This is a genomic window from Actinomadura livida, from assembly GCF_014648675.1.
GTDB classification, from domain to species: Bacteria; Actinomycetota; Actinomycetes; order Streptosporangiales; family Streptosporangiaceae; genus Spirillospora; species Spirillospora livida.
This window is the reverse complement of record NZ_BMRO01000010.1, coordinates 33,056-55,768: the sequence shown is the minus strand read 5'-3', so window position 1 is coordinate 55,768 and position 22,713 is coordinate 33,056. Positions and strand designations below refer to the sequence as shown.

Genomic DNA, 22,713 nt, shown 5'->3' with positions numbered 1-22,713 from the left:
ACCTGCCCCCTTTTCTCCCCAACGTGAAGAAAGTCACCCCCCTTGCAAGAGCGGGTGGGGTTAGGCGGGGTGGTGGCGGGGGGTGGCTGCGATGGTGGCGGTGCCCAGGAGGTCGGCTCCTGCCTTGCGTAGGGATCGGGCCGCTTCGGCTAGGGAGGCGCCGGTTGTCACGACGTCGTCCACCAGAACTACCGGGCGGCCGGCGATCTGGGTGGGTGAGGTGACGTCTAGTGCCCCTGCCAGGTTGGTGGTGCGTTCCCTTGCCGTCAGCGCGGCCTGGTCGGCCACGCGGCCGCGTTGCCTTAGGGCGTCCACGCAGATCACCGGTACGCCGGTCGTGCGCAGGCGTTGCGCGGCGACGTCCACCAGTCCTCGCAGGGCGTCGTGGCCGCGGCGGCGGGTGGCCAGGCGCCTCGACGGGACCCACACCAGCGACGGCGGATCGTGCCCTCGATGCGCCTCCCGGGTGGTCGGGAGATGGTGGGGAGTCAGGGCGGCCTTGACGGCCGTGGCCAGGGCCTCGCCCAGCGGGGCGGCCAGGGCCGTGCGGCCATGCTCCTTGTAGGCGGCCAGGATCGCTCGTAGCGGGCCCTCGTAGGTGGTGACCGTCCACGGGGGCGGGAGGCCCTCAGGGGCCGTCCTGGCGGGTCTCGCGGGGCCCTGGAGGGGGAGGGCGCACGCGTCGCAGAGGAGGACGGGAGCCAAGCCGCATCCGGCGCAGTGCTCCGGGAGGATCAGGTCGAGCAAGTCCGCAAGGAAGTTCATGCCTCGACGATGCGGCCGCCGGCCGGCGCGCGTCCCGAATTCGGCGACCTGTGGATAACTTCCCGGGCGTGTCGCGTCAGCGGGGGTAGCTGGGGTCCTTGGCCGGTGTGGGGCAGATCCACGGGCTGTAGGAGTTGCTGGGGGACCGCTGGCGGCACACCTGGTCCTTGCCGGACGAGCGGGTGCCGATGAGGATCGGGGCGCCGGGGGCGGCGGCGATCGTCTGGGGCTCGCCCAGGGAACCGACGCCGAGGGACGTGATCGCGCTCCCGCTGATCGGCATCAGGAACGGGAGGGTCTGCGAGTCGCGGTTGGCGCGGCCGAGGACGGCGAGCGTGTTGTAGTCGCGCCAGGCGATGTCGACGGCGTCCTGCAACTCCGAGCTCACGGGCAGGAACGAGCCGACGTCCAGCGAGCCGTCAGGGGCGTGGGCGATGCGGCCGATCTGCACCTGGGGACGGCCGTCGACATGGGCGATGACCGCCGCGCGGACCCCATCGCGGGCGACGCGGAACTCCAGAACCTGACGTCCGCCCAGACCCCAGTGGGCCGCGCGCACAGGCTCCTCCCCACGTCGGCGCACCCAGAGCCAGGATTCGTCCTCCTTGCTCTCCACGACCCACAGGGTGCCGTCACGGCTCCATGAAGGTGCGGTGAATCGGGCTCCCTCCTTGGCGGTCAGCACTACGCGGGTGGCGGGCGTCCCGGTGACGGGGGCGGCGACGAGGAGCTGGGCTTCATCGGCGCTCAGTCCGGCGACCTCCTGGTAGTCGGGGGCGACGGCGGGCCGGGAGAGGCTTCCGGCGGGACCGGTCACGACGGGCTGGGCGCGGTCCTCCTCCAGGGTGCCGATGAAGCCGGACGGGCCGACGACATAGGCGTTCTGGTGGGCCTCGTCGTGCGGGGTGCGCCCGTCGGGCGAGTTGACCTCCCAGGCGTGCACGGGCTGGGTGGAGTCCATGCCGCTGGGGGTGACCGGTTCGCCGTCGATCCGCAACTGCCAGCGCTTGATCTCCGAGAGCTGGCGCATCGTCCAGCTGAGCTGTGCCGACATCCGGTCGAGGTTGCCCGTGCGCGCCTCCTTGGTGAGGTCGACCGTGGCGACCTCGTTGCTGACCTGGACGCGGCGCTTCAGCCGGGTCCCCTCCGGGAAGGCGGTCTGGACGGCGCCCTTGAGCCAGGAGGTCGGGCCGGTCAGCAGCGCGTGGACGAGCTGGGTCGGCAGGGTCTGGCGGTTCACGACCGGCAGGAAGATGCCGTTGGGGACGAGCGTGTGCCGGTCGGGCGCGTAGAAGAACAGGTTGACGGTGCGCATGGCGCGCTCGACGTCGTCCTGAGTGAGCAGGAGGCCCGCCTTCTCACCGCCGGGGAGGCTGGTGATGCGCCAGACGCCCTGCTGGTTCTTGGCGAGCTGGAACGTGGCGTCGAGCGCCTTCGGGGACGCGGTGTACTGGCCGTCGGAACTGATGGTCCCGACTTCCTCCCCGGTGATCCTGACCGTGGCCTGGTCGTCGGTCGCCTTGACGATCTGCGGGTCGGTGATGCGGCTCGCCAGGACGGTCACAGAGGGCCGAAGGCCCGGGTCCCAGGAGTTCTGCTTGCCGAGGTAGAGCCTGGCGACCTTGTGGTTGTCGTCGAAGCTCGCGGACGCGGCGAGGAACCCGGAGACGATCTGTGCCGGGCCCCACTCGGGGCGCGGTTTGACCGGGATCAGCCGGACGTAGGGGTCGTCGACCCGCTCGGCGCGCTCGGCCGACTCACCCGTCACGACCTGCCCGCCGCTCGGGACGTTCGCGCATCCGGCGCCGCCCAGGAGGAGGGCGGCGGCCGCGAGGAGGCGCGCGATCCGGCCGGTCATTCCTGCACCTCCAGTTCCGCGAACAGCGGACGGGCGTCACCGGCCCCAGGAGGGACGAGCGGGAGCGGCGAGCCCCTCAGCTCGGCCCCGGCCACGCGAGGCAGCGAGAGGCGGAACTGGGAGCCCACACCGGGCTCTCCCCACGCCTGCAGCCAGCCGCCGTGGAGCTGCGCGTCCTCGCGGGAGATCGACAGGCCGAGGCCGGTGCCTCCGGTGGTGCGGGCGCGGGCGGGGTCGGCGCGCCAGAAGCGGTCGAAGACCATCTGGCCCTCCCCCGGCTTGAGCCCGACCCCGTGGTCGCGCACGGCGACGGCCACGGCGTCGCGGTCGGCGGCCACGGACACGATGATGTCCTCCCCGTCCCCGTGCTCGACGGCGTTGACGAGGAGGTTGCGCAGGATGCGCTCGACACGGCGGCGGTCGACTTCGGCCATGCACGGCTCGCCGGGCAGTTGCAGCACGACCTTGCTGCCCTTGCGTTCGGCCAGTCCCTGGATGTCCCCCACGACGCGCAGGACGAGGTCGCGCATGTCGAGGGACTCCGCGTCCAGTGTCGCCGCGCCCGCGTCGTGGCGGCTGATCTCCAGAAGGTCTGCCAGGAGCGCCTCGAAACGCTCCAGCTGGCTCTGCAGCAGCTCCGCGGACCTCCCCACGGACGGGTCGCCGAAGCTGTCGCGGTTCTCGTAGAGCATGTCGGCGGCGATCCTGATGGTGGTCAGGGGCGTGCGCAGCTCGTGGGACACGTCGGAGACGAACTGGCGCTGCACCTGGGACAGGTCTTCCAGCTCGCCGATCTTCTCCTGAAGGTTCGCGGCCATCTCGTTGAAGGAGCGGGCGAGGCGCGCCAGGTCGTCCTCACCGCGGACCCTCATGCGCTCTTCCAGCCGTCCCGCGGCGAGCCGTTGCGCCCCCTGCGCGGCCAATCGCACAGGTATGACGACCTGGCGTGTCACCAGTGAGGCGATCGCGGCCAGGAGCAGCACCAGGACGATGCCAACGCCGGCCAGGGATCGCCCCACGTTGGTCAGGGTGCGCTGCTCCTCTTCAAGGGAGAACAGGTAGTACAGCTCGAACTGGCCCGTCCTGCCCCCGACGATGAGGCCACTTTCGGACGGGCGGTCACCCACGTAGGACAGTTCGCCGTAGGTGTAGGCACGAGTTCCCTGGGGAGCGGTCTGCAGCTTCTCCCGAAGCCGCGGCGGGACACTCTCCTGGCGCAGTTCGTTGGTCGTGTACCCGTCGAAGTACTGCTCCGTGGTGTCGCGGATGTAGACCTCGTACAGCCCGGTCGGGCCACTGCGGGACTTCAGCCGGTCGATCGTCGTGTTGAGCCTGCTGTCGTCCCCGGGCGAGTTGCCCAGGTCGCGCTGGACCTGCGCCAGGCCGTCGTCCAACTGGAGGCGCGCCGCCTTGACCTTCGCGTCCATGAGCGCCGACGAGATCTGCTGCATCAGGAACGCGCCCAGGATGGCGACCACGATCGCCGAAATGAACAGCGTGGACGTGACGACACGTACCTGGATCGACCGGCGCCAGCGCGTGTAGCCGCTGCGGACGGCTCCCCGCAGGACGCGCTGGGCGGCGATCAGCCCACGCCGGACGAACCGCTTGGCCCGCTTCATGTCGGCCCTCATGGGAGGTCCGGGAAGCGGCGCGGCCCTGGGAAGCGCGGGTTTCCGCGGGAGTGCTCAACGGTCATCGGCGTGCCACGGGGATACGGCGGGTCGGTGTCGGCGGGTGCTGCGCTAGGGCGTCACGGCAAGTGAGCTACCGGGCCACGCTCTGTCACGATATGTGAGGACATCGTACGCGATGTCAAGGGAAGGAGGAGGTCATCCGGCATCCGGCCGATCAGGCGGGACCGGCCTTGTAGCCGACGCCGCGGACGGTGACGACTATCTCGGGCCGCTCCGGGTCACGTTCGATCTTGGCGCGGAGCCGCTGCACGTGGACGTTCACCAGGCGGGTGTCGGCGGCGTGCCGGTAGCCCCACACCTGCTCCAGCAGGACCTCGCGGGTGAACACCTGCCGGGGCTTGCGGGCCAGCGCCACGAGGAGGTCGAACTCCAGCGGCGTCAGCGGGATGTGCCGGTCGCCGCGCTTGACCGAGTGGCCGGCCACGTCGATGGTGATGTCGCCGATCTGCAGGGTCTCGGGCGCGGGCTCGTCGGTGCGGCGCAGGCGGGCGCGCACGCGCGCCACCAGTTCCTTGGGCTTGAAGGGCTTGACGATGTAGTCGTCGGCGCCCGACTCCAGGCCGAGGACGACGTCCACGGTGTCGCTCTTGGCGGTCAGCATGACGATCGGCACGCCGGACTCGGCGCGGATCTGGCGGCAGACGTCGATGCCGTCCGCGCCCGGAAGCATCAGGTCGAGCAGCACGAGGTCCGGCCGGGTCTCCCGGAACGCCTCGAGCGCCTTGTCGCCGTCGTGGACGAACGAGGGTTCGAAGCCCTCGCCCCTCAGCACGATGCCGAGCATCTCGGCGAGCGCGAGGTCGTCGTCGACGACCAGTACACGTCCTCTCATGGCCCTCATCGTCACAAAGTCGGGGTTCGGTGGAGTGAGTGCTCCGCATCGTCGCCGGGTACGGCGGGTGCCGGACCTCGCCGGACACCGGATGGAAGGTACTCGCAGGCGCGGTGCTCCCGCCCCACCTCGCCAGGGAGAGTTATGCCTTGGCGTGCCAGGTTACCCGCGTTTGTGTCGTCCATGGCTCTCCCGGGTTTCGAGGGGGCGGCAGGGGATTGTAGGGGCGACCGCCGAAACGCGCGCAAGGGGCCGAGGTACAGGCGAGATACGGCGCCCGGCCCTCCAGGTAATACCGCAGACCGACACGCATCGGGCCGGGGACGGCAAACGCGGCACCCCGCCCGTGACAGGATGACGTGACCGGCGGTCGCGGCGGGGCCCGGAACGGGGGTCGCGGGGCGGACGCGCCGGGCAGACCTCCGCCGGGGCGCGGCCCCGCGGGACATCGCAGGACTCGCCAGAGACCGCAGGAGCCGAGATGCCGGGACCGGACGGCCGGGACGACGACGCCGACGCGCTGGACGCGCAGGCCGTCCCGTTCCGCCCGCTGTCCATCTCGGAGATGCTGGACGGGGCGATCGCCGGGATCCGGCGGCGCCCGCGAACGTCACTCGGGCTCGCGGTAGTGATCAGCACGGTCATCCAGGTCACGAGCTCGATCGCCGCGTACTTCTTCATCGGCGACGAGGCCCGGGACGAGCTCACTCCGGAAGTCCTGCTCGAGTCGCTGGGAGCGCAGCTCACCCTCACGGTTCTGGGGCTCATCCTGTCGGCCTACGGGATCCTCCTGCTGTCGGGGCTGCTGGCGCCGATCCTGGGTCGCGAGCTAGTGGGCATGTACATCGCGCCCAGGCAGGCGTGGCGGGACGCCCGTCCGAGACTCGGCAGGCTGGTCGTCACAGCGGCGGCCGTCATGGGGATCTCCCTGGGCGCACTGATCCTGCCGATCGTGCCGTTCCTCCTGCTCCTCTCCGTTGACGCGAACCCCGGGCTCAGCGCGGCGGCGGCCGTGGTGGGCTTCCCCGTCGGCATCGGCCTCATGGTCTGGCTCTACCTCCTGTTCGTCCTTGCCGTCCCAGCGGTCGTTCTGGAGAGGCAGACCGTCGGTGGCGCGCTTCGCCGCGCGGTGACGTTGTCCAAGGGCCGATGGTGGCGGACGTGCGGCACACTTCTGCTGGCCTTGCTCATCACCGTGTTCATGGGCTTCTTCGCACTGCGGATCCCGTTCCTGTTCGTGCAGCTGGTCTTCTTCGGTGACTCCTCTGGCGCCGACTCGACGGTGGCCGCGCTCGCCGTGGACACCCTCGGGCGGATCGTGAGCTGGTCGGTGGTGCTGCCCTTCGACGCCGGCGTGATCGCGTTGCTCTACATGGACCGGCGGATGCGCCGCGAGGGCTTCGACCTGGAACTGCGCAGCAAGGGGTACGCGGCCGCCAGGTCGGCGACACCCCGGGCCCACTCCGCGGCCGCCGAGGACGAGGCCGACCCGGAGGAAGGGTTCATCGAACTGTGGCGGACGGGCCCCGAGCCGGCGCGTCCGGAAACGGGGGCGCATCCGTGACCACCGCATCAACGGCGTCCGCTTTCCTGCCGCTCGACCCGGTCGGCCGCGAAGAGGCCCGCGAGATGGCCCGTCGCGAGCTGGACAAGCAGATCTACCAGCGCGACAGGCCCTCCTGGCTGGAGCGCGTCTGGCAGTCCTTCTCCGAGTGGCTGCAGGATCTGCTCAGCCGGTCACCCGGCCCCGAGACGCAGGGCAGCGGCGGCGGCTGGGTGTCGATCATCGTGATCGTCCTCGTCGTGGCCCTCGCCATCGCGCTGGTGTTCTGGCTGATGCGGGGCCGCCGCAACCCCCGCTCCCGGCGGGACGCCCTGCTGGACGACGAGCCGTCCACCGCGCTCGACCACAGGGACGCGGCGGAACGGCACGCGGCGGCCGGGCAGTGGGCCGAGGCGATCCGGGAGCGGCTCCGCGCGATGGCCCGCGACCTGGAGGAGCGGGCCGTGCTGGCGGCGCGTCCCGGGCGCACCGCCGACGAGCTGGCGGCCGAGGCGGGCGAGGCGCTGCCGGAACTGGCCGGCGACCTGCGCGCCGCGGTGCTGATCTTCGACGACGTCTGGTACGGCGACCGTCCCGGCACCGCCGAGGGGTACGCGCGGGTGAAGGACGTGGACGAGCGGCTGCGGGCCGCGCGGCCGAAGCCGCTGGAGGACGACGACCTCACGCTCGCGGCGGCCGGCGAGGACGGGGGCCCGCGATGGTGACGCAGACGCCGCCGCAGAGCGCGCAGGCCGGGCCGGGCGCCGAGCCGCCGTCGGCGCGGCAGGTCGCGGGGCGCCGCTGGCGGTCGGCCCGCGGCGTGGTCGCGGTGCTCCTCGCGATGGTCGTGATCGCGGTGATCCTGGCGGCGCTGCGGCCGGCGACCTCGGCGGAGGCGCTCGACCCGACGTCGCCGAAGCAGGACGGGAGCCGGGCGCTCGCGGAGATCCTCCGCCAGAACGGCACGCCGGTGCACGTGGCCCGGGACGCGGACGACGCCGTCCGCCAGTCCGCCCCGGGGTCGGTCATGCTCGTCACCCGCACCGAGCGCCTCACCCGGGAGGACCTGACCCGGCTGGCGAGCGCGCAGGTCGATCTGGTGCTCGTGCGGCCCACGTCGTTCGCCCTGGCCGACCTGGCCCCGTGGGTGCGCAAGGACGGCCCGACCTTCGAGGACGCCGACGAGCCCGGCTGCACCATGCAGGCCGCCGCGCTCGCGGGAGCGGTCTCCCTCCACGAGTCGGAGACCTACGAGGTGACGGCCTCCGTCACGGGTGCCGTCACGACGTGCTACAAGACCGAGTTCGGCGGCCCGAGGGTCGTCCAGGTGCGGCACGGAGCCAAGACCGTCACCGTGCTGGGCTCCGCCTCCCCGCTGACGAACCGGCGGCTGACCGAAGAGGGCAACGCGGCCCTCGCCATGAACCTGCTGGGCACGAACACCACCGGCGCGGACACCCCGGGATCGGACGCGCCGGGGTCGGCCACGTCGGTGGTCTGGCTGGTTCCGGACATCCCGACCGAGGGCACGGCGGCCGGGCAGCAGTCGCTCGGCGACCTGCTGCCGTTCGGGGTCAAGCTGTTCATCCTCCAGCTGCTGGTCGCGGTGCTGCTGGTGGCGCTGTGGCGAGGCCGCCGCCTGGGCCCGGTCGTGGCGGAGGCGCTGCCGGTCGTCGTCCGCTCGGCCGAGACGGTCGAGGGGCGCTCCCGCCTCTACCGCGCCGGGCACGCCCGCGACCGGGCCTCCGACGCGCTGCGTTCGGGCGCGCGCGAACGTCTCGTCCCGCTGCTCGGGCTCCCCCGCAGCAGCGCGCAGGATCCGTCCGCCGCGCAGGAGATCGTCACCGCGGTCGCCCACCGCACTCCTTACGACGAGACGTACGTCGGCGCGGCCCTGTACGGTCCTGAACCCTTGGACGACGCGGGCCTCATCGCCCTCAGCGACGTCCTAGACGACCTGGAAAGGCAGGTACGCCAGTCTTGAACCACCCAGTAGAGCTCGGGAAGGACGACGTGCCCGGCGGCGCGGGCGCCTTGAGCGATACTCCGCCGAGCGGGATCTCCGAGGAGACGCGCCGCCAGGGCGAGACGGCCCGCGCGGCGCTCACGGCGCTGCGCGGTGAGGTCGCCAAGACGGTCGTCGGCCAGGACTCCGTGGTGACCGGTCTGGTCATCGCGCTGCTCTGCCGCGGCCACGTCCTGCTGGAGGGCGTCCCAGGTACGGCGAAGACGCTGCTCATCAAGACGCTGTCACGCGCACTCGACCTGGACTTCAAGCGCGTCCAGTTCACCCCTGACCTGATGCCGGGCGACGTGACCGGTTCGCTGGTGTACGACAACAGGACCGCGGAGTTCGAGTTCCGCGAGGGGCCGGTCTTCACCAACCTCCTGCTCGCCGACGAGATCAACCGCACGCCTCCGAAGACGCAGGCCTCCCTCCTGGAGGCCATGGAGGAGCGGCAGGTCTCCGTGGAGGGCACCGCGCGTCCTCTGCCCGACCCGTTCATGGTGTGCGCGACGCAGAACCCGATCGAGTACGAGGGCACCTACCCCCTGCCCGAGGCCCAGCTCGACAGGTTCCTGGTCAAGCTGACCGTGCCCGTTCCCACCCGGGACGAAGAGATCTCCATGCTCCAGCGGCACGCGGCCGGTTTCGACCCGCGCGACCTGTCGGAGGTGCGGCCCGTCGCAGGCGCGAGCGAACTGGCCGCCGGCCGGGCCGCGGTCAGGGCCATCCACCTGGACCCCAAGGTCGCCGCCTACGTCGTCGACCTGTGCCGCGCCACCCGGCAGTCCCCGTCGCTCCAGCTGGGCGTGTCCCCGCGGGGTGCCACGGCGCTGCTCGCGACGTCCCGCGCGTGGGCGTGGCTGTCGGGCCGCGACTACGTGACGCCGGACGACGTGAAGGCGCTGGCCAGGCCCACGCTGCGGCACCGCGTCCAGCTCCGTCCCGAGGCGGAACTGGAGGGCGCGACGGCCGACGGCGTGCTGGAGGGCATCCTCGCCCACGTCCCCGCCCCGCGCTGATGGCGCTGACCGGGCGTCTGGGCCTGCTGGCGCTCCTCGGCGCGCTCGTCCCGCTGTTCGTGCCGAGCTGGTGGACGCTGTTCGCGGTGTGGGGCGCGCTGTTCCTGGGCGTCGTCCTGGACGTCGCCCTGGCCGGGAACGTGCGCGCACTGCGCTTCCACCGCGCGGGCGACAAGAACGTCCGTCTCGGTGAGACGGCCACGGTCTCGCTCATCGTGGAGAACCTCGGCCGGCGGCGTCTCAAGGCGCGCCTGCGGGACGTGTGGCCGCCCAGCGCCGGCGCCACGCCCCGCATGGTCAAAGTGAACGTTCCGGCCGGGGAGCGGCGCCGCGTCGATATGACGTTGACGCCGACACGCCGGGGCGACCGGAAGGCCGTCACCGTCGTGGTCCGCTCTGTCGGACCGCTCGGGCTGGCCGCGCGGCAGCTTTCGCGGCCCGCGCCCTGGACGGTACGCGTCCTGCCGGCGTTTCCGTCGCGCCGCCACCTTCCCGCCAAGCTCGCGCGGTTGCGCGAACTGACCGGCGCCCACGTGGCGCTGATCCGAGGGCAGGGAACCGAGTTCGACTCCCTGCGCGAGTACGTGGACGGCGACGACGTCCGCTCCATCGACTGGCGCGCCACCGCGCGACGCAACGACGTGGTCGTCCGGACGTGGCGTCCCGAACGCGACCGGCGCATCTACCTGGTCCTCGACACCGGCCGCACGTCCGCGGGCCGCGTGGGGGACATCCCCCGCCTCGACTGCTCCATGGACGCCGCGATGCTGCTGGGCGCCCTCGCGTCCCGCGCCGGCGACCGCGTCGACATGCTGGCCTACGACCGGCGGGTCCGCGCCCGCGTCGAGGGCGCCTCCCGCACGGACCTGCTGCCCGCGATGGTGCACGCCTTCGCGCCGCTGGAGCCGGAGCTCATCGAGTGCGACGCGGCCGGGATGGTGTCGACGCTGATGGCGCGGGTCAGGCAGCGGTGCCTGGTCGTCCTGCTCACCGAGCTGAACACCGCCGCGATGGAGGAGGGCCTGCTGCCGCTGCTGCCGCAGCTCACCGCCCGGCACCTGGTCATGATCGCCGCGGTGTCGGATCCGCGGGTCGGGGAGATGGCGGCGGGACGCGGCGACCTCGCGTCCGTGTACGACGCGGCCGCCGCCGAACGCGCCCGCGCCGACCGCCGCCGCCTCACCGCGGAACTGCGCGGCCACGGCGTCGAGGTGGTCGACGCGCCGCCCGACGAGATAGCCCCGGCCCTGGCCGACGCCTACCTCGCCCTCAAGGCCGCAGGGCGCCTGTAAGGCCCGGCGGCTGCGAGGGCGCCTATCCCGCTACCGGGGCCATGTCGGGGCGCAGGTCGGCGTCGCCGGTCTCGCCCTCGCGGACGGCGCGACGGCCGAAGACGATCACGTAGGCGAGGAACGCCACCTCGGCGACCACGCCGATCGCGATGCGCAGCCATGTGACGTGCACCCAGCCGGTGACGAACCCCTCGATGAGGCCGGACACCAGCAGCACCGCGACGAGGCCGATGGCGATGCTCACGGCGGCGCGCCCCTCCTCGGCGAGGGCCTGCCCGCGGCGGCGCGGCCCCGGATCGATGATGGTCCAGCCGAGTTTCAGTCCCCCGGCGCACGCCAGGTAGACGGCGGTGAGTTCGAGCAGGCCGTGCGGGAGGATCAGCCCGAAGAAGACGTCGCCCTTGCCGTAGGCGAACATCAGGCCGCCGATCAGGCCGAGGTTGATCTGGTTCAGCAGCAGCACGTACACGGTGGGGATGCCGAGCAGGATGCCGAATATCAGCGCGACCGCCGACACCCAGGCGTTGTTGACCCACACCTGGAACGCGAACGAGGACGCGGAGTGCTCGGTGTAGTAGTTGGCGAAGTCGTGCTCCACCAGTTCGCGGATCTCGTCCGGCGTCCCCAGGCTCGCCTGCACCTCGGGGCTGTGCACGATCCAGATCGCCAGGGCGAGCGACACCAGGTTGCCGAGGACGGCGCAGCCGAGCCACCACCACCGCGCCCGGTAGGCGACCACCGGGAACGACACCTTCGCGAACCGGGTGACGTCCCGCCAGAGCGGCGCCTGCGCTCCGGCCACCGCGGCCCTGCCGCGCGCCACGAGGGACGACAGCCGGCCCACGAGCTGGGGGTCGGGCGAACTCGACCTGACGACCGACAGGTGCGTCGCCGCCCGCTGGTAGAGCTCGACCAGCTCGTCGGCTTCCGCGCCGGTCAGCCTGCGGCCGCGGTTGATGAGCCATTCAAGGCGCTGCCACTCGGCGTTGTGCGCGGCCACGTAGGCGTCAACGTCCACCCGGGGAGACTAACGTCTTCATCTGTCGAACCGGCAAAATGGACCTGCCTCGGCAATCGCCCGGGCGGTCGGCAACCGGAGGAGCAGGACATGGCCGAACTCGTCACCGGCGAGGCCGTCGCGCTCGACATCCGGGTCGCGCGCCTGGCCAGCCGGGGCTGCGCCATCCTGCTCGACGTGATCTTCCAGCTCGTGATCCTCAACATCGTCGTCTACTTCACGGCGATGACGGCGCTCGTCGCCGACGAGGCGTGGGCGATCGGGCTGACGCTGCTCGCCGTCGTCGCCGTCCTGGTCGGGTACCCGTGCGCGTTCGAGACGCTGACGCGGGGCCGCACGCTGGGCAAGATGGCCGTCGGGCTCCGCGTCGTCTCCGACGACGGGGGGCCGATCCGGTTCCGGCAGGCCCTGGTGCGGGCGCTGGCCGGCTTCATCGAGTTCTGGACGTTCTACGGCTCCCCCGCGCTGATCACCTCGTTCTGCAACCGGCGCGGGAAGCGGCTCGGCGACCTGTTCGCCGGGACGATCGTGATCCAGGAGCGCGGCCAGGCGGTGCATTCGGGGCCCGTGGCGATGATGCCGCCGCAGCTCGCCGGGTGGGCCCGCTCGCTGGAGCTGTCGATGCTGCCGGACGAGCTGGCGATGACGGCCCGGCAGTACCTGTCGCGCTTCTGGGAGCTGCTGCCCGAGGTCCGCGACTCGCTGGGAGAGCGGATCGCCGCGCAGGTCGCCGAGGTGGTGAGCCCGCCCCCGCCGCCGGGTGCGCGCCCCGAGATCGTGCTGTCGGCCGTCCTCGCGGAGCGGCGGCACCGCGAGGAGTGGCGGCTGGCGCAGCGCCGCGCCCGCCGGATGCAGCGCCTCGGCCTGACCGCGTGGGTTCCCGCGCCCGCCCCGGCGATGGCGATGGCGGGGGCCGCGCCATCCGGTCCGGTGCCGCCCGGTCCAGTGCCGCCCGGTCCGGTGCGGCAGGGCCCGCCGGCCCCGCCGCCGTTCAGCACTCCCGGTCCGGGGCAGCCGCGGTTCCTGCCGCCGTCCGACTACGGCGCCGGGCCGTACCAGGAAGCCCTGCACGGCCCTCTGCCGCCCTCCAGCGGCCCGTACCCCACCGGGCCCTACCCGGCAGGCGGCCGGCCCCCGAACGGCCCTTACGCGCCGACTGGGGGCGGGCCGTACGGCCCGATGCACCCGCCCGGCCGCTGAACCGCGACCGGCGGGCGCGTCAGCGGCCCTTGAAGTCCGGCGGACGGTTCTCCAGGAAGGCGGTGATGCCCTCCTTGGCGTCCTCGGTGGCGGCCAGCTCGACCAGCTCGCCCAGCAGGTGCGCCACCTGGTCCTCCAGGGGGCGTCCCTCGATGGCGAAGAAGGCGTCGCGGCCGCGCCGCAGGCCGAGCGGGCTCTTGGACGCGATGACCCCCGCCAGCTCGTCCACCCGTGCGTCGAGTTCCGCGCGGGGCACGACCTCGCTGACCAGGCCGATGTCGCGCCCTTCGGCGGCGGTGATGCGGGAGCCGGTGTAGTACAGCTTGAAGGCGTGCTTCGGCGCGACGTTCCGGTTGATGATCGCCATGATCATCATGGGCCAGAGCCCGACGTTGACCTCAGGGGTCGCGAGCTTGACGTCGTCCGCGGCGATCACCAGGTCGCACGCCGCGGCCAGCCCCAGGCCGCCCGCGACCGCGTGCCCGGCGAGCCTGGCGATGACGGGCTTGCCGAGCTTCGGGAACGCCGTGAAGAGGCGGAACGGCGGGCTCGCGCGGATCGCCTCCGGGGCGGCCAGGCCGTGCTCACCGAGCCCGCCGAGGTCGGCGCCCGCGCAGAACGCCCGGTCGCCCGCACCCGTCAGCACGATGACCCGCACGTCCGGGTCGGCCTTGGCGCGCTCGAACGCGTCCAGCAGCTCGTCGACCATCGGGTCACTGAGGGCGTTGCGCGCTTCAGGCCGGTTCAAGGTGATCCGGGCGACGCGGTCCGCGACCTCGAACAAGATCGTTACGTACACGCCCCAGCCCCTTCCTTAGCCACCCGACCGCATCAACCACCCGAGCGCGTTAACTGCCCCTTGGAGCGAGCCGGAGGCGATGCTCCAAGGGGCAGAGCGCGAAGCGGTGCAGCGCTCGCCGCTTTGGCGATTCGGGTCCGAGCCGCCAGGCGAGGACCCGAGGTCGCTAAAGCCTTTCAATAATGGTGGCGTTGGCCTGGCCGCCGCCCTCGCACATGGTCTGGAGGCCGTAGCGGCCGCCGGTGCGCTCAAGCTCGTGCAGCAGCTTGGTCATCAGCACGCCGCCGGTGGCGCCCAGCGGGTGGCCGAGGGCGATCGCGCCGCCGTTGGGGTTCGTCTTCTCCAGCGACGCGCCGGTGTCCTTGGCCCACGCCATCGGCACCGGGGCGAACGCCTCGTTGACCTCGAAGACGTCGATGTCGTCGATCTTCAGGCCGCTGCGCTCCAGTGCCCGCTCGGTCGCCGGGATCGGGCCGGTCAGCATGTAGACCGGGTCCGAGCCGCAGACCGAGAGGGTGTGGATGCGGGCGCGGGGCGTCAGGTTGTGCCGCTTCACGGCCTCCTCGGACGCGATGAGCAGCGCGGACGCGCCGACGGAGATCTGCGAGGCGACGGCGGCGGTGATGTCCCAGCCCTCGCGGAGGGGCTGCAGGCCGGCCATCTTCTCCAGCGTGGTGTCGGGGCGGGCGCCCTCGTCCTTGGACAGGCCGGCGAGGGGGGCGATCTCCCGGTCGAAGATGCCCGCCTCGATCGCCTTGCTGGCGCGCTGGTGGCTCTCGAGGGCGAACTCCTCCAGGTCCTGGCGCTTGAAGCCCCACTTCTCGCACATCAGCTGCGCGCCGCGGAACTGGGAGATCTCCTGCTGGCCGTACCGCTCGGCCCAGCCGTCGCCGTAGGGGAAGGGCATGCCCTTCTCCAGGGCCATCGCGACCGAGGAGCCCATCGGCACGACGGCCATCTGCTCGACGCCGGACGCGACGACGAGGTCCTGGGTGCCGGACAGGACGCCCTGGGCGGCGAAGTGGATCGCCTGCTGGGACGACCCGCACTGCCGGTCGATGGTCACGCCGGGCACGTTCTCCGGCAGGCCCGCCGACAGCCACGCGGTGCGGGCGATGTCGAGGGACTGCGGGCCGACCTGCATGACGCAGCCCATGATGTTGTCTTCGACCGCGGAGGGGTCGACCCCGGTGCGGTTGACGAGCTCCTTGAGCACGTGGGCCCCGAGGTCGGCCGGGTGGACGTCCTTCAGAGCGCCCTTCTTGGTACCGACAGGGGTACGGACCGCGCCGACGATGTACGCCTCGGCCACTACGCCTCCAAAATGTGGGTTCCGTCCCGAAACCGAGTGAGATTCGGTTAGTCAGTATGAGATTACAACGCCCGCGGCGCAACGCCATGTGAGCTGAGTCTCGGCCCTGCGCCCGCGGGTGAGCCTACGCGCGCGGATTCCCGGGCTCGGATTCAGGGCGGAGGATCACGCCGTCCGCCTCGTCCCCGACAGACGCCTCCGCCAGCCTGGTCAGCACGTCCGCAAGCTCCGGATGCTGCTCCGGTTCCCATCCGTCCACGAGCCGGCACAGGCCCTCCCTGCGCGCGGCGAAGAGCCGTTCGGCGACGGCCTGGCCGGAACCGGTGATGGCGAGCGTTCCCTCCCGGCGCAGCACGTAACCGGCGTCGACGAGCCGGTCGACGTACGGACGGCCGTGTTCGATCGGGACACCGGCGCGTTCCGCGAGATCCGGGCCCGGGACCGTCCCGTCCTTGGCGATGCGGCACAGCGCCCAGACGCTGCCCGCCGGAAGCGCGACTCCCGCGTGCGCGCCGAGCCGCTCGTAGAGGCGGCGGGCCTCCACGTCCTTGCGCATGAGTTCGCTCAGTGCGCGCTCCATCTCGTGGCGGGACGAACGGACGGTCGGCGCCGCGCCGAAGCCCTCGCCGTAGTCGTGCGCCTGCAACGTCGCCCGGAGCGGAACTTCACGCAGGAACCACGTCAGGACGAACGCCACGCCCGCCACTGGGACGGCCCAGAAGAACACCGCGTCGATCGAAAGCGAGTAAGCGTGCAGGACCCCGCGCTGCACCTCGGCGGGGAACCGGTCGAGCAGCTGAGGGTTGCTCTGGACGGCTGCGGGATCGAACCCGGGAGGCAGGACCCGCGCCAGTTCCTCGATGTGGGCGGCGAGCCGGTTACTGAAGATGGAGCCGAACACCGCGACCCCGAAGGACCCGCCGATCTGCCGGAAGAACGTGACTCCGGACGTGGCCGCGCCGAGGTCCCGGTAGGACACGGCGTTCTGGACGGCGATGACCAGCACCTGCATGACCATGCCGAGTCCGAAGCCGAGCAGCGCGAACCGCAGGCTCATCGACAGGGTGGAGGCGTTCTCGTCCAGCCGCGAGCACAGGTAGAGCGCCAGCGCGATGATCGGGGTGCCGACCACCGGGAAGATCTTGTAGCGGCCGAACCGGGTGATCAGCTGCCCGGAGCCGATCGAGCTGGCCAGCATGCCGAGCATCATCGGCAGCAGGTACAGGCCGGACACCGTGGGCGACACGCCGTGCACGACCTGCAGGAGGATCGGCAGGAACGTCAGCGCGCCGAACATCGCGAAGCCGACCGCGAAGCTGATGGCCGACCCCAGCGAGAACACCCGGTCGGCGAACAGCCGCGGCGGCATGATCGGCTCGGCGGCGCGGCGCTCCACCAGCACCCAGACCCCGATCAGGACGACGGAGCCCACCGCGAGCCCGATGATCGGCGCGGAGAGCCAGTCGTACTGCGTCCCGCCCCAGGTCGCCACCAGGACCAGGCCGACGGCCCAGCCGACGATCAGCAGCGCCCCCAGGTAGTCGATGCGGTGCCGCTCGCGCTCGCCGGTCGCGGGCAGCACGGCCGCGGTGACGAGGAGCGCGAGGATGCCGATGGGCAGGTTGATGTAGAACACCCAGCGCCACGACAGGTTGTCGACGAACCAGCCGCCGAGCAGGGGGCCGCACACACTGGACACGCCGAAGACGGCACCGAACAGACCCTGGTAGCGGCCGCGCTCGCGCGGCGGCACCACGTCCCCCACGATCGCGACGACGAGCACCATCAGCCCGCCCCCGCCGAGGCCCTGCAAGGCGCGGAACACGATCAGCTCCGCCATGTCCCGGGAGAGACCGCACAGCGCGGACCCGACCAGGAACACGACGATCGACGTCTGGAAGAGCCGCTTGCGCCCGTACTGGTCGCCGAGCTTGCCCCACAGCGGCGTCGAGGCGGTCGCGGCGAGCAGGTACGCCGTCACGACCCACGCCAGGTGGTTGAGCCCGCCGAGCTCGCTGACGATCGTCGGCAGCGCCGTCGACACGATCGTCTGGTCCAGCGCGGCGAGCAGCATGGCGAGCATGAGCGCGCCGAGCACGACGTACAGGTCCCTGCCCTTCGGCATGGCCTGCGCGTCGCCGGCCGCCGTGCCCGCCGTCATGCGGTCCCCCGCCCCCGATGAAGCCGTCCGCTCGTGGACGGGGAAGGTCTACCCACGACGTGAACGGGATCACCCGGGCCCCGGCATCAGGCCGGGGCCCGCCTCGTGCGGGGGTACGCGTCAGCCGGTGAGGTCGCTCGCGACCTTCGCCGCGCCGAGGGCCGCGGCGCTGCCGGCGACCCCGACCGCCCCCGCCGTGACCCACAGCGGCAGGCCCGGACGGGTCTTCAGGCCGGCCACGAGGTCGAGGGAGTCGACCGCGAGGCCGAGCCTCCCCCACAGCCGGCGCCCCGACTCGTCCCTGCTGAGCAGGTAGCCGGCGCCGAGCGCGATCTCCCGCGCGCCGAACGCGCGGACGATGTAGTCGCGGCCCGGGTCGGTGCCGCCGCCGATGCCCATGGCCTTCACCGTCAGCTTGGGCGCGACGAGCGCCGCGACGCCGAGGGCGACCCGCCCGCGCGCCAAGCCGGTCATCATGTCGTCGAGCCGGTCCCGGCCGTTTGTTCGCTTCGCATCTGCCACAAAAGGAGATTATCGGGGCCCGTCCGGCACCGAACCGGCGGGTAACCCACTCCTTACACGTCTATCGTTTCCTCAGGCGGCACACCCCCGACTGATGAAGGTGACCATGGAAGGCATCCTCGGCCTCGTCGTCGTGTCCCTGCTCGCCGCGTTCTGCGTGCGCTGGGCCGCGGTGCGCCTCCGGCTGCCCATGCCGACCCGGATCGCGGTGATCACCGTGTTCGTGCTGGTCGTGCTGGCGATGTACGGGCAGCACCTCAACGGCTGACGGGCCGCCCCGGCCCCGGCGGCGGAAAACGGGACGCGATCGTGTCCGGCGGGTTCCGAACTTACCGCCTCGACGGAGAGTCATAACTGGCGAAACCGGCTTCACGCCCGTTCGACGCCCCCGCCGAGGCGGCCCCGCGGTACCCGGACCCGTCCGGCTGCCGCCGCCCCGCGCGGCGGACGCGAGCGGTACCCCGTCCGGCGAAGCCGGCCCGATCGAGGGAGTCCCCGTGAACACGCATCCGGCGCCCGCGACCCGCGAGACCGGCGGCGCGATCGCCCCGCATCTGAGGCGGCTCCTGGAGTTCGTCGAACCCGACCGCGACGACGTCTGCCTGGACGTGGCGCGCGGCCGCGGCCCCATGCCCGCCGCGCTCGGCCCGCAGGTGCGCCACCTGACCGCCGTGGACGCCATGCCCGCGCACGCGCCCGGCGGGCACGGCGCGTCCGGCACGAACGGGCGGATGTCCACCGTGGAGTTCGGGACGGGACCGGTCCGCATCGCCGACGGGGACACGCCCCCCGCGGCCGCGACGCGCGAGGAGCGCAGGCCGCACCCGCTGGGACCGGACCGCACCCTGGTCAAGGCCGACGCCAGCGCCCTGCCGTACCGGGACAACGCGTTCTCCCTGGTGACGGCCAGGTTCTCCCTCTACAACCTCGGCGACCCCGAGCACGTGCTGCGCGAGCTGCTGCGGGTCTGCCGCCCCGGCGGCCGGGTCGTCATCGCCGACCTGGTGCGCGGCAACCTCACCGGTCCCGACCGCGACCGCATCGAGCGGCTGCGCGACCCCGACCACCCGGGCACCCCCTCCATCGCCCGGCTCACCGAGATGATCACCTCGGCGGGCGGCAGCATCCGCCGCCTGGACGTGTTCACCGTGGAGCGCCCCGTGGAGCCCTGGCTCGCCGGGTCGTGCGACGACGCGACCGCCGACCGCGTCCGCCGGGCCCTGATCGACGAGGTGGACGGCGGCCCGCGCACCGGCGCCAAGCCCCGCATCATCGGCGGCGAGCTCTGGTTCACCCAGTCGTGGGCGCACGTCGCCGCCGAACCCATCCCCTGAGCAAGCGCACGTCAGCGCACTGGCCCGGCAGGGAACGCGGCGCGCCCCGTCAGGGCGTCAGCGGCAGCTCGAACCAGACGGCCTTGCCGTCCGCCGTCGGGCGGGCGCCCCACCGGCTGGCGAGCTGGTCGACCAGGTACAGGCCGCGCCCGCCCTCGTCGGTCTCGCCCGCGCTGCGAATGCGCGGCAGCCGCATGTCGGAGTCGAACACCTCGACCCAGATGGCGTCCGCGCCGCGCCGCAGGCGGAGCCGGAACTCCTTGGTCGGCGACTCGCGGCGGCCGAGTTCGGCGCCGAGGTTCCAGTCGTCCTCGGCGAACGCGCCGGCGTCGAACGCGTCCCCGCCGAGGGAGCCCGCCTCGTACTCGGTGGTGAACTCGGTGTTGAACTGGACGGGCGGCGGGGCGCCGAGCGGCTCGCCGCCGCGGCCGGGAGGCCCGGCCGTCACCGGGACGGCGGGCTCGCGGCGCGGCGCGGGCGTGGCGGTCGCGTGCAGGACGACGTTCGTGACGACCTCGGACACCAGCAGGCACGCGAGGTCGGCCTGCTCCTCCGCCATCCCCCAGGACGCGAACGCGTCGGCGGCCGTCCGGCGTGCCTCCGACACCATGATCGGCTCGGCGGTGAAGGTGCGCTCCGCGACGGCCAGTTCCTCGGCGGCGGTGCGGATCACGACGATCGCCACGTCGTCGTCGGTGTCGCCGGGCACCGCCTCGTAGGCGGCCTTGGCGATCGCCTCGACGCCGCCGCGGGCGACCTCGGCGACGGCGGCGCGGACCATCTCCCGCGACTCCTCGCGGGTGTAGTACTCGCCGTCCTCCTTCGGCCGCCGGTCGATGAGGCCGTCGGTGTACAGGACGAGGGTGGAGCCGGGCTTCAGCTCGCTCCGCTCCTCGTTGAAGAGGATCTCGCCGCCCATGCCGGGGGCGCGCAGGCCGAGCATGCCGCCCTCGCTCTCGAACGCCAGCTCGCCGACCTCCCCGTCGACGATCAGCAGCGGCGGGTCGTGGCCGGCGTTGGCGAACTCCAGCAGCCGCGACCACGCGTCGTACACGAAGTAGGTGCAGGACACCAGGGGCGGCCGGACGAGGTCGTCGCTGTTCCAGCCGGAGCGCATCCGCTCCGGGCGGGTCATCGTGCGGACCCACTCGTCGAGCTTGCGCAGTATGTCGGCGGGCGGCTTGTCGTCCTGGGCGAACGCGCGCAGCGCGGCGCGGAGCTGCCCCATCACCGCGGCGGCACGGGCGCCGCGGCCCTCGACGTCGCCGATGACGAGGCCGACGCGGCCCGCCGACAGCGGGATCACGTCGTACCAGTCGCCGCCGACCTGCGTCTGGATGCCGTGCCCGTGCGACTCCAGCGGCCGGGCCGGCTCGTACCGCCAGGCGATCTGCAGGCCGTCCAGCCGGGGCGGCCGGTCACCGGGCAGCAGGTGCTTCTGGAACGCCAGCGCGGTGTCGCGCTCCTCCTCGAACAGCAGCGCGTTGTCGACGGCGAGCGCGACGCGGCTGGCGATCGCGCCGATCAGGTCGCGGTCGAAGCCGTCGTAGTGCGGGTCGGGCCGCTTGGACAGGTTCGACAGCGCCAGGCTCATCACGCCGAGCAGCTCGCCGCGGACCAGCAGCGGCGCCGAGATGACGGACGTGATGCCCATCTCGGAGCCGAGCCGCTGCGACGACTCGCCCGGCGCCGCGAACCGGTGCTGGAGCGTGTCCTCGACGAGGACGGCGTCGCGGCGGCTCATCGCCTTCTCGCTGACGTGGCCGCGCGGGTAGGAGACGGGCTCGCCGACCTCGGCCCAGGTGCCGGGCGGCGGCTCCCAGCCGCCCGCGTGCCGCGACACCCGCCGGTACAGCCGGTCGCCGCTGTACAGGTCGATGAAGCAGTGGTCGGCGAACTGCGGGACGAGCGTGTCGGCGACCTTCCGCAGCGTGCTCTCCAGCTCCAGGGAACCGGCGAGCCGCTCGCCGATGCGTTCCATCAGGCCGTAGCGGTCCTGCTCGCGCTGGTTGGAGCGCAGCGCCTCCCGCGCGAAGATCACGACGCCGTCGACGGCGCCGGACGGGTGGCGCAGCGGCACGGCGTGCGCGCGGGTGTAGACGGTGGTGCCGTCCGCGCGCTGGTTGCAGAACGTGCCCTCCCACACGCCGCCCTTGAGGACGTGCTTGGCCAGCTCGGTGGCCTGCTCGTGGTCCTCCTCGGCGATGCCCAGCGACAGCACGGAGTGGCCGATGATCTCGTCGCCGCCGAACCCGAACAGCTGGCGGGCGAAGTTGTTGCCGTAGATGACGTTGCTGAAGCGGTCGCAGACGATGACCGCCATCTCCATCTGGTTCAGGACGGTCTCGGGCGGCAGACGCGCCTCGTCAGGCGCTTCCCCCCAGTGGCTCATCTCCCCATCCCGATACCAGTCGCCGACCCCGTCCGGACCGCCACCCCGATGATCACCGGGCGTCGCGCCGCGGACGGAGTCCGTAGTCCCTCCGTCGTATTGAACGACGAACCGGCCACCGGGATACGCCCGGAAAGCCCCATGTCACGGAGATCTTCGGTATAGACCGCCGGAACGGAGCCCGGCACGCCGCCGACCCGCACGCCGGCCGCTTCAGCGCCTGCTGACGAAGACGTGCTCGGCGATGTCGCGCGGCAGTTCCGTCGCGGGACCGTCGGACTCGTCGTCACTGATCACCCGCACCCCGTCATCGGTAGCCCGAAGAGTCACCTCTCGTCCCGGTTGTATCCCTATCTGCTTGAGTTTAAGCATCAGGTCGCTGTCACTCTGCACCTGCTCGCTGATCCGCCGGATGACGGCGTCCGCGCCGGCCGGGCTGGCCACCGCGGTCATCACCGAGAGCGGCGGGGTGTCGGCGGCACCGCCGGGGGCGCCCAGCTCCGCGAGGCCGGGGATGGGGTTGCCGTGCGGGCAGGTGGTCGGGTTGTCCAGCAGCGCGACGAGGCGGCGTTCGACGTCCTCCGACATGACGTGCTCCCAGCGGCACGCCTCGATGTGGACGTCCTCCCAGGGCAGGCCGATCACGTTGACCAGCAGGCACTCGGCGAGCCGGTGCTTGCGCATGACGCGCGTGGCCAGGCCGCGGCCGCTCTCGGTCAGCTCGAGGTGCCGATCGCCCTGGACCTGCAGCAGCCCGTCGCGCTCCATCCGCGCGACCGTCTGGCTCACCGTCGGGCCGCTCTGGGAGAGCCGCTCGGCGATGCGAGCCCGAAGAGGGATGATCCCCTCCTCTTCAAGCTCGAAAACCGTCCGGAGGTACATCTCCGTGGTATCGATCAGGCCGTGTGAGGTCACAGCTCCCTCCAGTCTTATGGGCCCGAGTCTACTTGCTCTGCGGCAA

At 72.2% G+C, this 22,713-nt stretch carries 18 protein-coding genes and 1 pseudogene; 8 read left to right on the top strand and 11 right to left on the bottom strand.

Features of this window, described 5'->3' with window-relative positions; genetic code table 11:
* Positions 1 to 60: 60 nt before the first annotated feature.
* The 4 genes from IEZ03_RS23700 to mtrA form a co-directional block, all read right to left on the bottom strand.
* A complete protein-coding gene (locus IEZ03_RS23700) occupies positions 61 to 765 on the bottom strand; it encodes a ComF family protein (RefSeq protein ID WP_184880875.1) in 705 nt (234 codons plus the stop codon).
* Between the two features lie 76 nt (positions 766 to 841).
* Positions 842 to 2,623, bottom strand: a complete 1,782-nt coding sequence (locus tag IEZ03_RS23695) for an LpqB family beta-propeller domain-containing protein (RefSeq protein WP_184880873.1) — start codon at positions 2,621 to 2,623, stop codon at positions 842 to 844.
* Positions 2,620 to 4,245, bottom strand: a complete 1,626-nt coding sequence (gene mtrB / locus IEZ03_RS23690; protein WP_184890360.1) for an MtrAB system histidine kinase MtrB — start codon at positions 4,243 to 4,245, stop codon at positions 2,620 to 2,622. Before mtrB ends, IEZ03_RS23695 begins: the two co-directional genes overlap by 4 nt.
* A gap of 229 nt (positions 4,246 to 4,474) precedes the next feature.
* Entirely contained in the window at positions 4,475 to 5,152 is a 678-nt protein-coding gene (gene mtrA, locus IEZ03_RS23685) for an MtrAB system response regulator MtrA (protein WP_131954228.1), read from the bottom strand.
* Positions 5,153 to 5,633: 481 nt separating this feature from the next.
* On the opposite strand from mtrA, the gene IEZ03_RS23680 reads away from it, so the two are divergent.
* Genes IEZ03_RS23680 through IEZ03_RS23660 form a run of 5 tightly spaced genes read left to right on the top strand, consistent with a single transcriptional unit; the run spans position 5,634 to position 11,014 of the window.
* A complete protein-coding gene (locus IEZ03_RS23680; RefSeq protein ID WP_184880869.1) occupies positions 5,634 to 6,716 on the top strand; it encodes a glycerophosphoryl diester phosphodiesterase membrane domain-containing protein in 1,083 nt (360 codons plus the stop codon).
* The gene (locus tag IEZ03_RS23675) at positions 6,713 to 7,420 is read left to right on the top strand and encodes a DUF4129 domain-containing protein (RefSeq protein WP_229808516.1); all 708 of its coding nucleotides are present in this window, start codon (positions 6,713 to 6,715) and stop codon (positions 7,418 to 7,420) included. The genes IEZ03_RS23680 and IEZ03_RS23675 overlap by 4 nt, the downstream gene beginning before the upstream one ends.
* Complete coding sequence (locus IEZ03_RS23670; RefSeq protein WP_184880867.1) at positions 7,414 to 8,679, top strand: DUF4350 domain-containing protein; 1,266 nt, start codon at positions 7,414 to 7,416, stop codon at positions 8,677 to 8,679. The genes IEZ03_RS23675 and IEZ03_RS23670 overlap by 7 nt, the downstream gene beginning before the upstream one ends.
* Positions 8,680 to 8,729: 50 nt before the next feature.
* The gene (locus tag IEZ03_RS23665) at positions 8,730 to 9,722 is read left to right on the top strand and encodes an AAA family ATPase (RefSeq protein WP_246487765.1); all 993 of its coding nucleotides are present in this window, start codon (positions 8,730 to 8,732) and stop codon (positions 9,720 to 9,722) included.
* On the top strand, positions 9,722 to 11,014 hold the full coding sequence (locus IEZ03_RS23660; RefSeq protein WP_184880863.1) for a DUF58 domain-containing protein: 1,293 nt from the start codon (positions 9,722 to 9,724) through the stop codon (positions 11,012 to 11,014). Before IEZ03_RS23665 ends, IEZ03_RS23660 begins: the two co-directional genes overlap by 1 nt.
* A 22-nt stretch (positions 11,015 to 11,036) precedes the next feature.
* Here IEZ03_RS23660 and IEZ03_RS23655 read toward each other — a convergent pair whose 3' ends face one another.
* The gene (locus IEZ03_RS23655; RefSeq protein WP_184880861.1) at positions 11,037 to 12,032 is read right to left on the bottom strand and encodes a stage II sporulation protein M; all 996 of its coding nucleotides are present in this window, start codon (positions 12,030 to 12,032) and stop codon (positions 11,037 to 11,039) included.
* 90 nt (positions 12,033 to 12,122) lie between these two features.
* Between IEZ03_RS23655 and IEZ03_RS23650 the strand changes: the two genes are divergently transcribed.
* Complete coding sequence (locus IEZ03_RS23650) at positions 12,123 to 13,232, top strand: RDD family protein (protein ID WP_184880859.1); 1,110 nt, start codon at positions 12,123 to 12,125, stop codon at positions 13,230 to 13,232.
* 19 nt (positions 13,233 to 13,251) lie between these two features.
* Here the strand turns inward: IEZ03_RS23650 and IEZ03_RS23645 are convergent, their stop codons facing one another.
* The 4 genes and pseudogenes from IEZ03_RS23645 to IEZ03_RS23630 all read right to left on the bottom strand — a co-directional run bounded on the left by IEZ03_RS23645 (position 13,252) and on the right by IEZ03_RS23630 (position 18,026).
* A complete protein-coding gene (locus tag IEZ03_RS23645) occupies positions 13,252 to 14,031 on the bottom strand; it encodes an enoyl-CoA hydratase/isomerase family protein (RefSeq protein ID WP_221480570.1) in 780 nt (259 codons plus the stop codon).
* 166 nt (positions 14,032 to 14,197) lie between these two features.
* Positions 14,198 to 15,343: an acetyl-CoA C-acetyltransferase gene (locus IEZ03_RS23640; protein WP_132048852.1), complete on the bottom strand. Its 1,146-nt coding sequence runs from the start codon at positions 15,341 to 15,343 to the stop codon at positions 14,198 to 14,200.
* 124 nt (positions 15,344 to 15,467) lie between these two features.
* Positions 15,468 to 17,510: pseudogene (locus IEZ03_RS23635) on the bottom strand (MFS transporter); the annotation flags it as partial.
* Between the two features lie 114 nt (positions 17,511 to 17,624).
* Complete coding sequence (locus IEZ03_RS23630; protein ID WP_229808515.1) at positions 17,625 to 18,026, bottom strand: hypothetical protein; 402 nt, start codon at positions 18,024 to 18,026, stop codon at positions 17,625 to 17,627.
* 94 nt (positions 18,027 to 18,120) lie between these two features.
* Between IEZ03_RS23630 and IEZ03_RS23625 the strand changes: the two genes are divergently transcribed.
* Positions 18,121 to 18,294 carry a hypothetical protein gene (locus tag IEZ03_RS23625; RefSeq protein WP_165966135.1) on the top strand — a complete coding sequence of 58 codons (174 nt, stop codon included), beginning with the start codon at positions 18,121 to 18,123 and terminating at the stop codon, positions 18,292 to 18,294.
* Between the two features lie 229 nt (positions 18,295 to 18,523).
* Positions 18,524 to 19,360 (top strand): class I SAM-dependent methyltransferase, encoded by an 837-nt coding sequence (locus IEZ03_RS23620; RefSeq protein WP_184880854.1) that lies wholly within the window; start codon positions 18,524 to 18,526, stop codon positions 19,358 to 19,360.
* A 49-nt stretch (positions 19,361 to 19,409) separates the two neighbouring features.
* Here the strand turns inward: IEZ03_RS23620 and IEZ03_RS23615 are convergent, their stop codons facing one another.
* Both IEZ03_RS23615 and IEZ03_RS23610 read right to left on the bottom strand, forming a co-directional pair.
* Entirely contained in the window at positions 19,410 to 21,752 is a 2,343-nt protein-coding gene (locus IEZ03_RS23615) for an ATP-binding SpoIIE family protein phosphatase (protein ID WP_184880846.1), read from the bottom strand.
* 213 nt (positions 21,753 to 21,965) lie between these two features.
* The gene (locus IEZ03_RS23610; RefSeq protein ID WP_184880845.1) at positions 21,966 to 22,667 is read right to left on the bottom strand and encodes an iron-dependent transcriptional repressor DtxR; all 702 of its coding nucleotides are present in this window, start codon (positions 22,665 to 22,667) and stop codon (positions 21,966 to 21,968) included.
* Positions 22,668 to 22,713: the final 46 nt, after the last annotated feature.

Excerpts from the sequence above, each read along its gene's own strand:
- IEZ03_RS23700 (WP_184880875.1), bottom strand. The coding sequence starts at position 765 with ATGAACTTCCTTGCGGACTTGCTCGACCTGATCCTCCCGGAGCACTGC.
- IEZ03_RS23695 (WP_184880873.1), bottom strand. The coding sequence starts at position 2,623 with ATGACCGGCCGGATCGCGCGCCTCCTCGCGGCCGCCGCCCTCCTCCTG.
- mtrB (WP_184890360.1), bottom strand. The coding sequence starts at position 4,245 with ATGAAGCGGGCCAAGCGGTTCGTCCGGCGTGGGCTGATCGCCGCCCAG.
- mtrA (WP_131954228.1), bottom strand. The coding sequence starts at position 5,152 with ATGAGAGGACGTGTACTGGTCGTCGACGACGACCTCGCGCTCGCCGAG.
- IEZ03_RS23680 (WP_184880869.1), top strand. The coding sequence starts at position 5,634 with ATGCCGGGACCGGACGGCCGGGACGACGACGCCGACGCGCTGGACGCG.
- IEZ03_RS23670 (WP_184880867.1), top strand. The coding sequence starts at position 7,414 with ATGGTGACGCAGACGCCGCCGCAGAGCGCGCAGGCCGGGCCGGGCGCC.
- IEZ03_RS23660 (WP_184880863.1), top strand. The coding sequence starts at position 9,722 with ATGGCGCTGACCGGGCGTCTGGGCCTGCTGGCGCTCCTCGGCGCGCTC.
- IEZ03_RS23650 (WP_184880859.1), top strand. The coding sequence starts at position 12,123 with ATGGCCGAACTCGTCACCGGCGAGGCCGTCGCGCTCGACATCCGGGTC.
- IEZ03_RS23625 (WP_165966135.1), top strand. The coding sequence starts at position 18,121 with ATGAAGGTGACCATGGAAGGCATCCTCGGCCTCGTCGTCGTGTCCCTG.
- IEZ03_RS23615 (WP_184880846.1), bottom strand. The coding sequence starts at position 21,752 with ATGAGCCACTGGGGGGAAGCGCCTGACGAGGCGCGTCTGCCGCCCGAG.